This window comes from Bacillus sp. 22190 (assembly GCF_052045575.1).
Taxonomy (GTDB): domain Bacteria; phylum Bacillota; class Bacilli; order Bacillales; family Bacillaceae; genus Bacillus; species Bacillus altitudinis.
Genome location: NZ_JBQEPF010000007.1, coordinates 130880 through 145075, shown reverse-complemented (window position 1 = coordinate 145075; position 14196 = coordinate 130880). Strand labels below are relative to the sequence as shown.

General features: G+C 42.1%; 13 protein-coding genes. 10 read left to right on the top strand and 3 right to left on the bottom strand.

The window, feature by feature from the left end:
• The first annotated feature begins 379 nt into the window (after window positions 1-379).
• The 7 genes from ACTJKA_RS11980 to ACTJKA_RS11950 all read left to right on the top strand — a co-directional run bounded on the left by ACTJKA_RS11980 (window position 380) and on the right by ACTJKA_RS11950 (window position 6800).
• Entirely contained in the window at window positions 380-1291 is a 912-nt protein-coding gene (locus tag ACTJKA_RS11980; protein WP_440607776.1) for an alpha/beta hydrolase, read from the top strand.
• Window positions 1292-1362: 71 nt separating this feature from the next.
• Entirely contained in the window at window positions 1363-2265 is a 903-nt protein-coding gene (locus ACTJKA_RS11975) for an alpha/beta hydrolase (protein WP_045034560.1), read from the top strand.
• A gap of 139 nt (window positions 2266-2404) precedes the next feature.
• Window positions 2405-3358: an ABC transporter substrate-binding protein gene (locus ACTJKA_RS11970; protein ID WP_007500381.1), complete on the top strand. Its 954-nt coding sequence runs from the start codon at window positions 2405-2407 to the stop codon at window positions 3356-3358.
• 70 nt (window positions 3359-3428) lie between these two features.
• Entirely contained in the window at window positions 3429-4445 is a 1017-nt protein-coding gene (locus ACTJKA_RS11965; protein ID WP_007500383.1) for a FecCD family ABC transporter permease, read from the top strand.
• On the top strand, window positions 4438-5475 hold the full coding sequence (locus ACTJKA_RS11960) for a FecCD family ABC transporter permease (protein ID WP_035389316.1): 1038 nt from the start codon (window positions 4438-4440) through the stop codon (window positions 5473-5475). The genes ACTJKA_RS11965 and ACTJKA_RS11960 overlap by 8 nt, the downstream gene beginning before the upstream one ends.
• 21 nt (window positions 5476-5496) lie before the next feature.
• Complete coding sequence (locus tag ACTJKA_RS11955) at window positions 5497-6216, top strand: IucA/IucC family C-terminal-domain containing protein (protein WP_136944527.1); 720 nt, start codon at window positions 5497-5499, stop codon at window positions 6214-6216.
• A 125-nt stretch (window positions 6217-6341) separates the two neighbouring features.
• Window positions 6342-6800 carry a hypothetical protein gene (locus ACTJKA_RS11950; RefSeq protein WP_025207927.1) on the top strand — a complete coding sequence of 153 codons (459 nt, stop codon included), beginning with the start codon at window positions 6342-6344 and terminating at the stop codon, window positions 6798-6800.
• Between the two features lie 120 nt (window positions 6801-6920).
• Here ACTJKA_RS11950 and ACTJKA_RS11945 read toward each other — a convergent pair whose 3' ends face one another.
• Window positions 6921-7799 (bottom strand): endonuclease I family protein, encoded by an 879-nt coding sequence (locus ACTJKA_RS11945; RefSeq protein ID WP_046526533.1) that lies wholly within the window; start codon window positions 7797-7799, stop codon window positions 6921-6923.
• A 173-nt stretch (window positions 7800-7972) separates the two neighbouring features.
• Here ACTJKA_RS11945 and ACTJKA_RS11940 point away from each other — a divergent pair, with 173 nt between their 5' ends.
• Both ACTJKA_RS11940 and ACTJKA_RS11935 read left to right on the top strand, forming a co-directional pair.
• Window positions 7973-9208: a pyridoxal-phosphate-dependent aminotransferase family protein gene (locus ACTJKA_RS11940; RefSeq protein WP_440607775.1), complete on the top strand. Its 1236-nt coding sequence runs from the start codon at window positions 7973-7975 to the stop codon at window positions 9206-9208.
• A 163-nt stretch (window positions 9209-9371) separates the two neighbouring features.
• Entirely contained in the window at window positions 9372-10565 is a 1194-nt protein-coding gene (locus ACTJKA_RS11935; protein WP_019743815.1) for an MFS transporter, read from the top strand.
• Between the two features lie 48 nt (window positions 10566-10613).
• Here ACTJKA_RS11935 and ACTJKA_RS11930 read toward each other — a convergent pair whose 3' ends face one another.
• Both ACTJKA_RS11930 and ACTJKA_RS11925 read right to left on the bottom strand, forming a co-directional pair.
• Window positions 10614-11771 (bottom strand): oxalate decarboxylase family bicupin, encoded by a 1158-nt coding sequence (locus ACTJKA_RS11930; protein ID WP_440607774.1) that lies wholly within the window; start codon window positions 11769-11771, stop codon window positions 10614-10616.
• Between the two features lie 64 nt (window positions 11772-11835).
• Window positions 11836-13008: a PucR family transcriptional regulator gene (locus ACTJKA_RS11925; protein WP_440607773.1), complete on the bottom strand. Its 1173-nt coding sequence runs from the start codon at window positions 13006-13008 to the stop codon at window positions 11836-11838.
• A gap of 313 nt (window positions 13009-13321) precedes the next feature.
• Here ACTJKA_RS11925 and ACTJKA_RS11920 point away from each other — a divergent pair, with 313 nt between their 5' ends.
• Window positions 13322-14173 carry a DUF72 domain-containing protein gene (locus ACTJKA_RS11920; RefSeq protein WP_008346854.1) on the top strand — a complete coding sequence of 284 codons (852 nt, stop codon included), beginning with the start codon at window positions 13322-13324 and terminating at the stop codon, window positions 14171-14173.
• Window positions 14174-14196: the final 23 nt, after the last annotated feature.

The following is a 14196-nucleotide window of genomic DNA, read 5'->3' as shown; positions in this document are numbered from 1 at the left end:
ATGCTCGTCCTTCCTAGGGCTGCAAAGGTTTTCTATCACGCTGAAAAGAAGACAAAGGGCTAAAATAAAGTTCATTTTAGCCCTTTGTCAACAATCTGGGACGAGTGGTCAACACTCGTCTTTTTTGTGTTTAAATGAACAGTTTTTGAATATGTGTTGATTAATGAACAATGATTGCAAGATTGACAATTGATGATGATGTATCTAGAAAATATAATATAAATAGACAGGTGTTCATAAATGAATAGATGTATAGAAAAAGTATTCTGTCCAAAGCAGTTAACGGATTCACAAGTTCTTATGTTATGCTTTAGAAAAAGAGAAACCATTCTTTTCCTAGACATTGATTGTCATCATTCTATCTATAGGGGTCGATCGTATGCGAAGTATTCAAAGTTTGTTTGTTGAATGGTTACTTGTACTTACAAAGAAGAAACTAAATGTTGAGGGGTATTTAGAAGAACGAAGAATGGCGAATCAATTACCTTATGTGCTGCCTGAGAAGTTGAAAAAGAAATATCACATCACCAAAAGCAGCACGTTTTCAGTCGATACGTACATGTTGAAATCAGATGTGCAGCCAGATGATCATCAGGTGCTATTTTTACATGGAGGAGGCTATATTGAGCAGCCGCTCGTATGGCATTGGCGTTTCTTGGATCGATTGACGAAGCAATTAAATAGTACGGTGTATGTGCCAGTTTATCCAAAAGCACCGAATCATCAGTATATGGATGCAATCGAGAGTGTTCTCCCAGTTTACCAAGCTCTTTTAGAAAAAGGAACACCAGAAAAAATCGTCATCATGGGTGATTCTGCTGGCGGCGGTTTATCGCTCGCCTTTGCTCAATACTTAGCAAAAAAAGGTCTCCCGCAGCCTGGAAACATGATTCTATTATCACCATGGCTTGATGTGACATTAAGTCATCCTGATATCGCTAAAATGGTTCCAAAAGAGCCAATGCTCAACCTAGATTTACTGATCGAATCGGGCAAAGCCTATGCAGGTGATACAGATGAAACACATCATTTGATCAGCCCGATCTATGGAGAAATCAAATCGTTAGGACGAATTTCTGTTTTTATTGGCACTCATGAATTCTTTCTCCCAGATGCCCGGAAATTCAAAGAGATGGCAGACAAGCAGGGTGTTCCCATCAACTATTTCGAATACCCAAAAATGAATCACGTCTTTCCTGTCTTTCCTATTCCCGAAGCGAACCAAGCGTTAAAACAAATTGTCGCTATTATTGAGAGTAAGACGTTCCCTTTGAGGGATATGACAAAATAGGATGCGAACATGAGGATGGCCAGCAATGCTCTAGCCATTCTCGTGTCTAATTGGAGGATCAAAAGTTAATTATGAACGAAACAGAACCGTTCTCATTTACAAGTATGCAGGAAGTAGCTCCTGTAGCTATTCCAGAAAGACAGTTCATTCAATCACATGACGGCATACGTCTTGCTTATTATCCGTTTTTATCAGAAACAAACACGCAGACCAATGTGATCATCATTCATGGCGGAGGCGCTCACAGCTTGGCTGGTTATGAGCATATCGCCTATACATTGCAACATGATTTTCACGTGAATGTGTTTTTGCTGGATTTGAGAGGCCACGGATATTCTGAAGGAAAGAAGGGGGATACACCCAAAGTCACTGACGTGTGGCAAGATATTTCGCAAGTTGTGGATGTCATCAAACAGCAGCACGAAGGAGCACTTTATCTTTGTGGTCATTCCTCTGGAGCTGGATTGCTGCTTCAATATCTATCTTGGGATGAAAAAAGAAAAGTAGACGGTTACTTTTTTATTGCTCCTGAATTTGGCTACAAATCTGACACAGCGAAGTCTAATCAAGTCCCTTTTGCCACAGTTCAAGTTTGGAAATTCGTGCTATCTGCGATGACAAAAGGAAGGCTGATGGGGCATTCAGAAGCTGTACGATTTCACTACCCAGCATGGGTGATTGCACAAGATCCACTTCTTTTAACAGGCATTACCATCAATATGTCTCTTGCCTTAACGCCATCTGCACCTCAAAAACAATTTGCAAGGCTGGACCAGCCTTATGGCATGTTTGTTGGAAGCGAGGATGAGTTATACGACGTAGACAAATTTCATCCATATCTGGCGCTTCCAAATCAGCAGGTGAAAAATCAATCTGTTTACCAAGTGATAGAAAACCATACTCATTTGTCCATTTTACTAGAATCAGGAAAAAAGATTGGGCGTACCATCCAAATGTGGAAAAGTTCCATTTAACCTGAACAACTAGTCAACACTCTACCTTTTTCTTAAAAATTTACATTGACACCATCCTTTTCTATGATAAAATCATAGTGTGATAATGAGAATCGTTATCAAACGATATGACTACATATAGAATGGATAGGTGAGGTACATGTTCAAAAAATCTTTTTGGTCGCTATTAGTTGTGCTCTCCATCGTATTACTTGCGGCTTGTGGCAGTAATAGCAGTGAAGGCAAGTCAGATAGTAATGAGAAAACAAGAACCGTTGAAAGCGCTATCGGTTCAACTGAAATTAAAGGATCGCCTAAACGTGTGGTGACGTTGTATCAAGGAGCAACAGATGCAGCCGTCGCTATGGGCATTAAACCAGTGGGTGTTGTAGAATCTTGGCTTGAAGCACCTACGTATAAATATTTAAGAGATGATTTAAAGGGTGTCAAAATTGTTGGGCAGGAAACACAACCAAACTTAGAAGAAATTGAAAAGCTGAAGCCAGATTTGATCATTGCATCAAAAATCCGTCACGAGCAAATTTTTGATCAGCTGAAAGAAATCGCGCCAACTGTTGCAACAGAAACAGTGTTCACTTTTAAAGACACAGTGAATTTAATGGGTGAAGCGTTAAACAAGCAAGACAAATCAAAAGAATTGCTGACGAAGTGGGATGACCGCGTCGCTGACTTCAAAGAAAAAGCAAAGAAAGACATTAAAAACTGGCCAATGAGTGTGTCTGTGGTGAACTTCCGTGCAGATCATGCAAGAATCTATCAAACTGGGTTTGCAGGTTCAATTTTAACAGAGCTAGGCTTTGAAGGTCCTAAAAATGTCAAAGATAAAAAGCAAGATATCATTACACTTACAGACAAAGAGAGCATTCCACAAATGGATGCAGATGTGATCTATTACTTCATGGATGATCAGGATAAAGCAGTTGAAAAAGCATATAAAGAGTGGACAAGTCATCCTTTATGGAAGCAGCTTGATGCAGTGAAAGCGAAACAAGTGCATAAAGTTGATGAAATCACTTGGAACATGGCTGGCGGTATCACTGCTGCAAACATGATGCTTGATGATATTTATGATCGTCTAGGGCTTGATAAATAAGTGTAGCAGAGGAGAAAATGTGAAAAACCATTTTCTCCTTTTTCCATAACAGATTGAAAGCGGGAATCAGATGAGAAGTTTATTAAAAAAGGATTCGAGCAAGGCACTGCTATTTGCTGGATTCATCGTATTGATGTTGGTCTTTTTTATGCTCAGTATTTCTCTTGGGCAAACCTCAATTTCCCTCAAAGCCACCATCCATGCGTTTCTTCAGTTTGATGAGTCAGATCCAAACAGTGTCATTGTCATGACATCCAGATTATCAAGAGCTTTAATTGCGACGGTTGTTGGATCAAGTCTAGCGATTTCAGGTGCACTCATGCAGGCATTGACGAGGAATCCGCTGGCTGCACCAGATCTTTTAGGTATTAATGCAGGTGGACTCTTTTTTATTGTGATTTCGATTGTTTTCTTTTCTACCGAGTCGTTAACAGGTTATATGTGGACGGCCTTTTTAGGCGCTGCCATTGCAGGTATGCTCGTCTTTCTTCTAGGCTCCATTGGAAGAGACGGACTGACACCGGTCAAAATTGTACTCGCAGGTGCTGCGATATCTGCTCTGTTTGCGTCCTTTACTCAAGGACTTTTAATCGTCAATGAACAGTCCATTCAAAGCATCCTGTTCTGGATGGCTGGTTCAGTGTCAGGAAGAAGTATAGATATGCTGCTGCCTGTGCTGCCTTATATTCTAGGGGCGACTGTGGTGGCGCTGCTTCTTGGCCGCTCGATCAATGTCCTTTTATCGGGTGATGATATTGCGAAAGGGCTTGGCCAGCGTACGCTTCTTTTGAAGATGACGATGGGGGTACTTGTTGTCTTTTTAGCAGGTGGTTCCGTCGCTGTCGCAGGATCCATTGGATTTGTTGGTTTTCTTGTGCCGCATATTGTGAAAAAGCTTGTTGGACCTGACCACCGCTGGGTACTGCCGTATTGTGCCGTTGTAGGGGCGTCGCTTTTACTTGTCGCAGATCTTGCCGCTCGTTTTCTGATCATGCCGCAGGAAGTACCGATTGGTGTCATGACGGCGGTAGCTGGAGCGCCTCTATTTGTTTATCTCGTGCGCAAGGGGTTGAAGACAGGTGGCTAAAACATATACAGTGCGTTCAAAGGGCGGGCGCATTTCATTTCAATTTTCAAAGCGGACGTTTTTAATTTTACTATTATTGACAGGTATTGCCTTTGGTTTATTTATTCTGAGCCTTTGTATGGGCAGCCGGTTTATTCCGCCTACGGATGTGCTGCTGCATATCTTCGGACAAGGCGAGGGAAATACGTTTGTATTAAATACGTTGAGGATTCCAAGGACCCTGCTTGCGGTTTTAGTGGGAGCGGCACTTGCGGTATCGGGGCTTATTTTACAAGGTCTCATTCGAAATCCGCTTGCATCGCCTGACATCATAGGAATTACGAGCGGTGCGTCGTTTGGCGCCATTATGTTCATCGTCTTTTGGATGGGCACTGTGCCTATTGCTTATCAGTCGTTGTGGGCCATTGCAGGCGCTTTTGCGGTATCATGCCTGATTTATTTGCTTTCATGGAAAAAAGGCGTCAAGCCGATCACGCTCGTCTTGATGGGGATTGGGATTTCTGCCATTATGAAGGCGTGTGTGACGTTTACTCTTGTGCTCAGCGATACGATGACCACGACCAAGTCATACATCTGGCTGACGGGCAGTTTATATGGTTCTACAATGAAGGACGTCATCGCAATGCTTCCTTGGGTATTGATGATTTTACCGATTGTCATGGTGCTGGCAAGAACGATGAATGTGAAGGAGCTTGGAGATGATCTTGCAACAGGTCTCGGAGTCAAGGTTCAGGCGAAGCGGTTATTCTTTCTACTGATGAGTGTGACATTAGCCGGTATTGCCGTTGCATTCGCAGGTGGTATTGAATTTGTTGGACTGATGGCGCCGCATGTGGCACGGATGATCATCGGTCGTTCCTTTATTGCGCTTGTTCCAGCATCTGCGCTTGTTGGAAGTATTCTCGTGATGCTGGCCGACTTAGTTGCGAGAACGGCTTTTCTCCCGTTAGATGTCCCGGCAGGTGTTTTTACGGCGGCAATTGGTGCACCGTTCTTTATTTATTTGTTATATCAACAGCGAAATCGTTAAACGAAAGATGGGGGTTTTGATATGAGGCCAGAGTGGGTTGAGAGAGAATTACTTGATTTCGGGGTACACATCACAAATGGACCAATGACATCTGATCGCACACTTGCTGCGCTTTTTTCAGAAGCATCTATCAGACGTTTATTAGAAGCTGAAAAGGAAGCGATGCATGCCCCGAATATAGCAGTGGCGGCATCCATGTTTTCAAAGCGCTATGCCTATTTAGTTGTTAGTTCTACTTTGTACTTGATGACGATGTATGATGCTGTCTATCGGTTTTCACCAGAGGCGTGTGTCTTTAGAGAAGATCGTAAAATTGAGCTAGATGAAACGCTCTGTTCTTTTGTTCAGTTAGAAGGAGATCGTCATGAGTGGAGAGAGCAGGTCGTCCGCACGCTATTTACGCAGTGTGTCACACCTCTTTTAGATGTATTGAAACGTACTTCAAGACTTCCGTATTCAATTTTATGGGAAAATGTAGCGGTACGTATCAATTCTCTTTACCGTAGCATGATGCGAGAAACGGAAGAGCCTAAAATGAAAGAGCGCATACGGGAGGATTATTTGTTTCTGAAGAAGGCGTCGGGTGATCTTTTCGGAGCGAAGCAAAATCCTTTCCAGCACAGCTTAAATTTAGATGAAAGTTTGCTAGACACATCAAATCGAAAGACTTGCTGTATGTATTATAAGCTTGAGAAAAAATCAGAGAGCCTTGATTATTGTCTCGTCTGTCCGCTAAAGTAAAAAAACACCTTATGCAAGGTGTTTTTTTATTAGATTAGATTTTTCTTAAATATTTATATGTAAATTTAAATATGATATTTATGTTATATTGTTTCATTATATCATCATTTATGGAAGGAACTGATATGAAAAAAATTATCATATATATCATCTTTATTTTCATCATCATCATTGGCTTGTTCTTCATTCAACCACTTAAAAACCACATCTCTTTTCTTAAAGTAAAAAGTACAAATCTTACTGAATTAAAGGTGGGAGAATTGAAGTTGGGATTAATAAAGAGAAACTATAGTGAAAACGAGTGGATTAAAACTTCAAATTCAAATTATTTTAAAGTGAATAATAGAAAAGAAATAGTGGCAATCTCTTTAGAAAATAATCAAAGTAATATAAACAACACAATAAATATTCATTCAACTAAAAAAGATATCTATGATTATTTAGGTGAAAATTATTATCGTAGAAATGACGATCAGGGATATGAAATTTTAGGCTATAAGGATTCAAAGCATGATATCAAAATAGAATTTTTCTGTTTAGATCGCAATGTAGAAAGAATTATTATTAGTAAATTGGGGGAATAAACATAACATAATGATCAGAATCTTTATAAGATGAGAAGTGTGTTTGATGTTGTATGATCCTCTTTTTTAGAGATATTAATGGAAAGAGGCACTGCTTGCTCATAGCAGTGCCTCTCTTTTTTATTCCCAAATATCGCTTACCCATTCAGGGTGATCAATGAAAGGATTGCGATTGTGCTGGTACGTTTGATAGATGATTTCGTTACGATTCCGTTCGATTTGATCGACTGGATCTTGCTTGTGCCATTTCAATAGGACAGACATTTTGCCGTGAAGAGGGGCGCTTCCATTATTCACTTTGTTGTTCAATTCTAAATCTGGGAAACGATCATCACCTTCATATCGGACGGCCATATAAAAGAGCATTCTTGCTACATCTCCTTTCACCCGGCTATGAGGTTCAAATGAGTCGCTGTCGTAGAAGTTACCCGGCGCTCCCTTGTATTCATTTCCGCCTATATCAAAATCTAAATTTCCTCGTGTGCTATTCGTTTGTACGTCTGTTGCCCGAAGGTGATGGAGATCTGTACCAGGTCCCTGGCTCGTCCCAAAATTGCCGTGAGATTTAGCCCACACATGCTCCCGGTTCCACTGTCCCACGTTTCCTCCATTTGCTTGCTTTGACCTGGAGATACCGCTATAGAGCAAGAGCACATTGCTTGGATTTTTTGGATCTTCATCCGTTTTCTTTAATGCATCCCAAACCTGGCTGTAGGATAGCTGCGTATGATCATCAATAATATCGTGTAATGCTTTCTTAAGAGCAGGCCCAGATTTGCCAGCAGCAGATTGGTAATAGGAATCAATTTGACTTGAAGCGGTTGTTTTCGCTTGTTGAGCAGATGTTTCGGTTTGAAGCTGTAACGGGGAAAAGGTGATGGTTTGACTCGGTTCATTCAGAGTAAAGCCTTGAGCATTTGCAGCGGGAGGCAACGGAGCGGCAAATGTACCGAAAATCATGATTCCGGCGGCCACAGTTCCAAATAAAGATCTTTTCATTCTATTTCCTCCTTCATAGGGAATGTATACTCTTTAGTTCTATCATATTGCCATAAAGAAATAAATGGATTTATCGTAAATTTTATGTAATCAATTCGTAAGAAAAGAGATTGCTATTTTATCAGCATTGCTGTATAAGTGGGCATATAAGGATGGACACAGCAAGGGAGAGGATGGATAACGTGAAAGAACTACACACACCTATTAGAACCATTATGACACCAGGACCTGTCGAAGTAGATCCGAGAGTCCTTCGGGTGATGAGTACACCAATTCTTGGTCAATTTGATCCTGCATTTACAGAGATCATGAATGAAACGATGACCTTATTACGATCACTTTTTCAAACAGAAAATGAATGGGCTTATCCAATTGATGGGACGTCCCGCTCAGGACTTGAAGCTGTGCTTGCCAGTGTGATCGAGCCCGGAGATGTGATGCTCGTTCCGGTCTTTGGACGCTTCGGTCATTTGCTGATTGAAATTGGACAGCGCTATGGTGCTGAGGTACATACAATGGAATGTGAATGGGGAACGGTTTTTAAGCAAGACGACATCATCGCAGAGATGCATCAAGTCAAGCCGAAAATTGTTGCGATGGTTCATGGTGAAACATCTACCGGAAGATTACAGCCGCTTGAGAAAATTGGTGAAGCATGCCGAGCGCTTGATGCGCTTTTTATTGTAGACGCTGTGGCGACAATTGGTGGAGTCGAGGTCAAGGTAGACGAATGGAAAATCGATGCGGCAATTGGGGGCTCACAGAAATGCTTGTCTGTTCCATCAGGGATGTCACCGATCACATATAATGACCGGGTGGCAGACGTCGTACAATTGAGAAAGAAAGTCGAAAAAGGGATTGCAACACAGGACGAACTGCAAAAACAGGTAGACATTTCTCCAATCAAAAGCAATTACTTTGATCTAAGCCAGCTGCAAGATTATTGGAGCCCGAGGCGGTTAAATCATCATACAGAAGCGACAACGATGCTTTATGCACTGAGAGAAGGGGTTCGACTTGTGCTAGAGGAAGGTCTGGAGGAACGTTTTCAGCGCCACTTGTTTCATGAAAAGGCTTTAATGGCAGGACTTGAAGCGATGGGGCTTGAATTATTTGGTGATCCAGACTGCAAAATGCCGGTCGTGACGTGTATCGTCATTCCAAGTGATATCGACGGAGAAGCGGTCCGGGCTGATCTTCTTCATCATTTTGGAATTGAAATTGCGAGTTCATTTGGGCCGCTTGCAGGACGGATATGGAGAATTGGCTCAATGGGCTATAGCTGCCGAAAGGAAAATATTCTATTTGTTTTAGCAGGCCTTGAAGCCATCTTGATGAAGTACGGAGCAGCCATCAATTGTGGCGCCGGGTTACAGGCGGCTCTTTCCATCTATGAACAAGCTGAATAAAAAAGGGATACTCAAAATACTCGCCACCAGCGGGTATTTTTTATTTGGGAAAAAACGCTGTTTTTTGAAAAACTAGACTTATAGAGAGCGATATCGCTATACTGAAGAAGTTCTTATCATTTTTGTCATCATTTTCATTTATTTTGAAGAAAGAGGTTTTAATATGAAAAAAATGGGCAGATTGTACATTTTGATGCTCAATATTTTTATTGCCATGCTTGGATTTGGTCTGATCGTTCCTGTCATGCCAAGTTATATTGAAGCCTTTGGCGCAACTGGGAAAACACTTGGTTTCCTCGTTGCTGCAACTGGCCTCACACAATTTGCTTTATCACCCGTCGCCGGAGCGCTGACTGATCGATTTGGACGCAGAAAATTGATTATTGCCGGGATTGCCGGCTTTACGGTAGCTCAATTTATTTTTGCATTTGCCGATCAGCTTTGGATGCTGTTTGTGTCTCGGTTTTTAGGCGGAGCTGCTGGTGCGCTGCTGATGCCCGCCATGTTTGCCTACATTGCTGATATCACAAGTGAAAAGGATCGAGGGAAAGGAATGGGGCTATTTAGTGCAGCAATGACGTTAGGCTTTGTCATTGGACCGGGTGTTGGGGGTTATTTGGTTGAGTTTGGGATTGCTTTTCCTTTCCTCATCGCTGGTTCCTTTGCAGCCCTGTCGACGCTGTTGTCTTTCTTGTTCTTACCTGAAACTTTAACAAAGGAAAAGCAGGAAGAAGCACGATTGAATAAAGAGCTTCATTTCAATCCTTTTACGCAGATGATTCAGGCTTTAAAAACACCATACGGTTTTTTGTTTATCTTGGCCTTTGTTTTGAATTTCGGAATCATTCATTTTGAATCGATCTTTGGCTTATATGTGGACCAAAAACATGGCTTTACACCGAAGGATATTGCATTTGTCATTACGGTAGCTGGACTTGCGGGTGTCATCGTTCAAGGTGCTTTAGTAAATACCTTTGTGAAACGATTTGGCGAAATGCGTGTCGTCCGTTATGCCCTTTTAGCTGCGGCGTTTATGCTGATCGCCTGCCGCTTTGCTCCTTCCTTTTGGCTCATTTTTACGGGCTCCATTTTATTTTTATCAGCCACCTCGTTTGTTCGTCCAGCTCTTAATACATTACTTTCTAAAATGGCAGGGAATCAGCAGGGGGTAGCAGGCGGCCTCAATACCTCCTTTATGAGCCTTGCGAATATCGTCGGGCCAAGTCTTGCGGGTATTTTATTTGATGTGAATATTGAGCTGCCTTTTATGTTTGGAACGCTGGTGCTTTGTATGAGTTTCATTGCTTCTATTTTATGGGCGAAAAAAGCGCAGCAACATTCCCATGCCGTATCGTAAAGACAGCATAGAAAAAACCGATCAGCACAAATGGATCGGTTTTTTTCGTCATCGATCATACTTCACGACTGGTGATTTTTCTTTATGCAACGCATGAATCAATGCATCGTCTACATGCAAATGCTCCTTCACTAATTGAGGAGGGGTTAAGGCCATCCATTGGTTCAATGAAATATCAGCAAATCGATCGCTTTTAAACATTTCTAGAAACCAAAGGCTCGTTTGCCCGATATTTTGTATGTAATGCCCCATCCCGAAAGGAACATAACCAACATCACCTGCTCTGTAATTAAAGGTGCGAGCTGTCCCGCCTGCTCCAAAAACCGTCATTTTGGCTGTGCCGGTTAAATAGTATTGCCACTCATCATTATTCGGGTGCCAGTGCATTTCTCTCATCCCGCCAGGTTTTACCTCCACAAGTGCAGCAGCAATGGTTTTAGATACTGGAAAATTGCGTGAGTCGACGATTCGTACGGTTCCACCAGAGGTCACGATTGGTTTTTGACGAAGGAGCTGGTGGGTAAATGGCGGTTTGATGCCGCCGTATGGATCAGAGACTGTTTGGCTTTCAATGGATGCCGGTGAAGAGCCTTGAAACATATAGCGCTGTTTATGTGGAATGCGGTCAAACAGCTTGATTGGCACGCCGAAATTAGCAGAAAGAATGTCTTTTGGTGTATGAGCAAACCAGTCTGTGATCGTGAACGTATCAAATTCAGAAAAAGCACCATCATCAAACACAAGGAGAAACTCACAGCCATCCTCAAGACCTTGAATGGAGTGCGGAATACCGGGCGGGAAATACCACAAGTCTCCTTCTTCTACATCAGCGATCATATTCCGTCCTTCTGCATCTACAGATGTGATCCGGGCTTTGCCTAAAATCATATATGCCCATTCCGCCTGCTTATGCCAATGAAGCTCACGAACACCTCCGCGCATAAGCCGCATGTTCACACCAGCAATCGTTGTTGAAACAGGCAGCTCTCGCTCAGTAATTTCCCTCGACCAGCCGCCATGATTCAAGTGCATATGTGTATCAGAATATGAAAATTTTAAATTAGGAATCGTCCCCGCATCCGTTTTAGGGGGAACGAACATATCTGGATTCTCCATATCGCGCAGAACGTCTCGCGGGCCTAAATCGGTTGCGCCGGCTCCATCGTCTCGAATCGGTTGCGGGATGTGACGAATCTCCTCATCCATTTGACACCACTCCTTGTCATTCACATTTCTCCTCCAAAATATATGAGGCGTAAGAAAAAAAGATTCAATTGGAATCGGATGAAAGGTGCTTTTGAATCCGCAAAGCTAATCGCAAGCGCAATGTTGCATCAGGATCTTTTAGGCTGATCTGGAGCAGTTCTTCACATTTCTCCAGTCGATATATCACGGTGTTGCGATGAACAGATAAACGTTTGCCTGTTTCTGAAATATGGCAATGTGTTTCGACATAAACAGATAAGGTGTGGAGAAGGTTTGGATCGACTTGTGATTGTTCATATAATGGGTGGAGGTACTGCTCATAGAATGTTGTTAAATCTTTTGCTGGGATGAGCTTCAGTAAATCTGACACATCTTTTGCTTGATAGAACTGAATATATTCAGCTCGTAATGAGAGCTGGCCTGATTGCAGAGCATGGGAAGCTTCACTGAATCCTTTTGGCAGATCGGTGATGAGATAACCGCTTAAGCTCACACCAAAGGAAATGGTGGCATTCACATGCTGTTTAATAAGGATCTGCATTTGTTTTAAAAAAGAGCAGATCGATTTGTTCATTGCCTGCCACCCGCCAGTCTCTTCTATAAGGAAGATGCCGATATCTCCTTTGACAAAAAGAAAGGCGGGATATGGACAGTGCGAAAGGGTGCTTTCAAGTAAATCAAACACATCATCTACAAGGGTTTGCTGCTTAAGGAAACAAGTGAAATGACTGCTCTGATCAAGTTGACAGACGATACATAGATAGGGAATCGTTGTGTTTAATCCAAACATGCGTGCCAGGCGGGTGACATCTTGCTCTGGGAAAATCGTGCCCTCCATCCATTTGCGAAACCATTCATTTTTGGCTCGCTCTGTCGATTGCTTGATGGCATGTTGTTTGATGCGTGAAATGGACATGGCATGTGCAGCTTGTTCAATTATCAAATGCAGCCCCATGTCGTCTTGAGGATGAATGAAGGCGGGAACGACTAAATAATCATAAGCTTGTTCGTTTATATAGATAGGAAAAACAGAAACGCTTTCTTTTGAATGAACCATAGAAAAATAATCCTGCTGCGTACTGTGAAACGAGCGGAGCATTTGTATCCAATCTGGGTTTGTCATACCTTGGGATGAGGTGAAAAGAATACGTCCATACTGATTGATCAAATAGACAGGCTGATGAATTCTTTGGGCCACTTTTTGCAATGCTTCAACATGATGATCGACAATGTTCATATCCACTCATTCTCCTTTTTTTTAGAGCTGAAGCCTTTGGTGAAGATGAATAAAAAAATGGACAATCGCTGTCAAAGTCTCTGATATCAATTTTATGTTATCAGCTCCATTCAATTTAGATAGAAAGTTGTGATGTAATATCACAAAAAAGATGGCAGGGCAACATCACATCAGTCATCTTCATTCAGAAAAATGGGTAAATATGATATGTTGTAGACAGAAGAATTTCTTTCAGAAAGATGGGTATCCCAAGAAACAAAGACTTTCAATGGGAAAATCCGTTTAGACAAGCAAGTGGCAAGAGGTGAGATAGATGATTTATATCGGATTAACTGGCTGGGGCGATCATGACAGTCTGTACCCGCCGAGAATCGGCAGCTCTCAAAAGCTGTTTCACTACGCATCAACGTTTCCCATTGTGGAACTGGATGCAAGCTTTTATGCTGTTCAGCCTGAGCGGAACCATGAAAAATGGATAAAAGATACGCCAGACGCCTTTCAATTTGTTGTGAAAGCATATCAAGGAATGACCGGGCATCAAAGAGGCGAGATCCCGTTTGCTTCAAAGGAAGAAATGTTTGACGCCTTTATTCTTTCACTGACTCCTCTCATTCGAGCAGGGAAACTGGCGATGGTTCTGTTTCAATTTCCACCATGGTTTGATTGCAAAAAGGAGCACGTCCACTATTTAAGATGGTGTAAGGAGAAGATGGGGGACATTCCTTGTGCACTCGAATTCCGAAACCGAACTTGGTTTTCAGACGAGTTTTATGAACAAACCTTATCCTTTATGGAGAAAGAAGGGTGGATTCATTCCGTCTGTGATGAACCGCAAGTCGGAGAAGGGTCTATACCGCCAGTCATAAAAGCCACACACCGTGACAAAACATTGGTCCGTTTCCACGGAAGAAATAAACAAGGCTGGCTTCACCCGGCAGATCATGAGAACTGGCGTGAAGTTCGTTACTTATATTTATATAATGAAGCTGAACTAAAGGAATGGAAAAAGAACCTCGACATCCTGCATCAACAATCGAAAGATGTATATGTCGTATTTAATAATAACTCAGGCGGAGATGCGGCAGCGAATGGCCAGCAAATGATTGATTTGCTGGATTTGACGTATTCAAGCTTATCCCCGAAGCAGTTAGATTTATTTAGTTAAACGAGAGCTGCGGCTTTCAACTT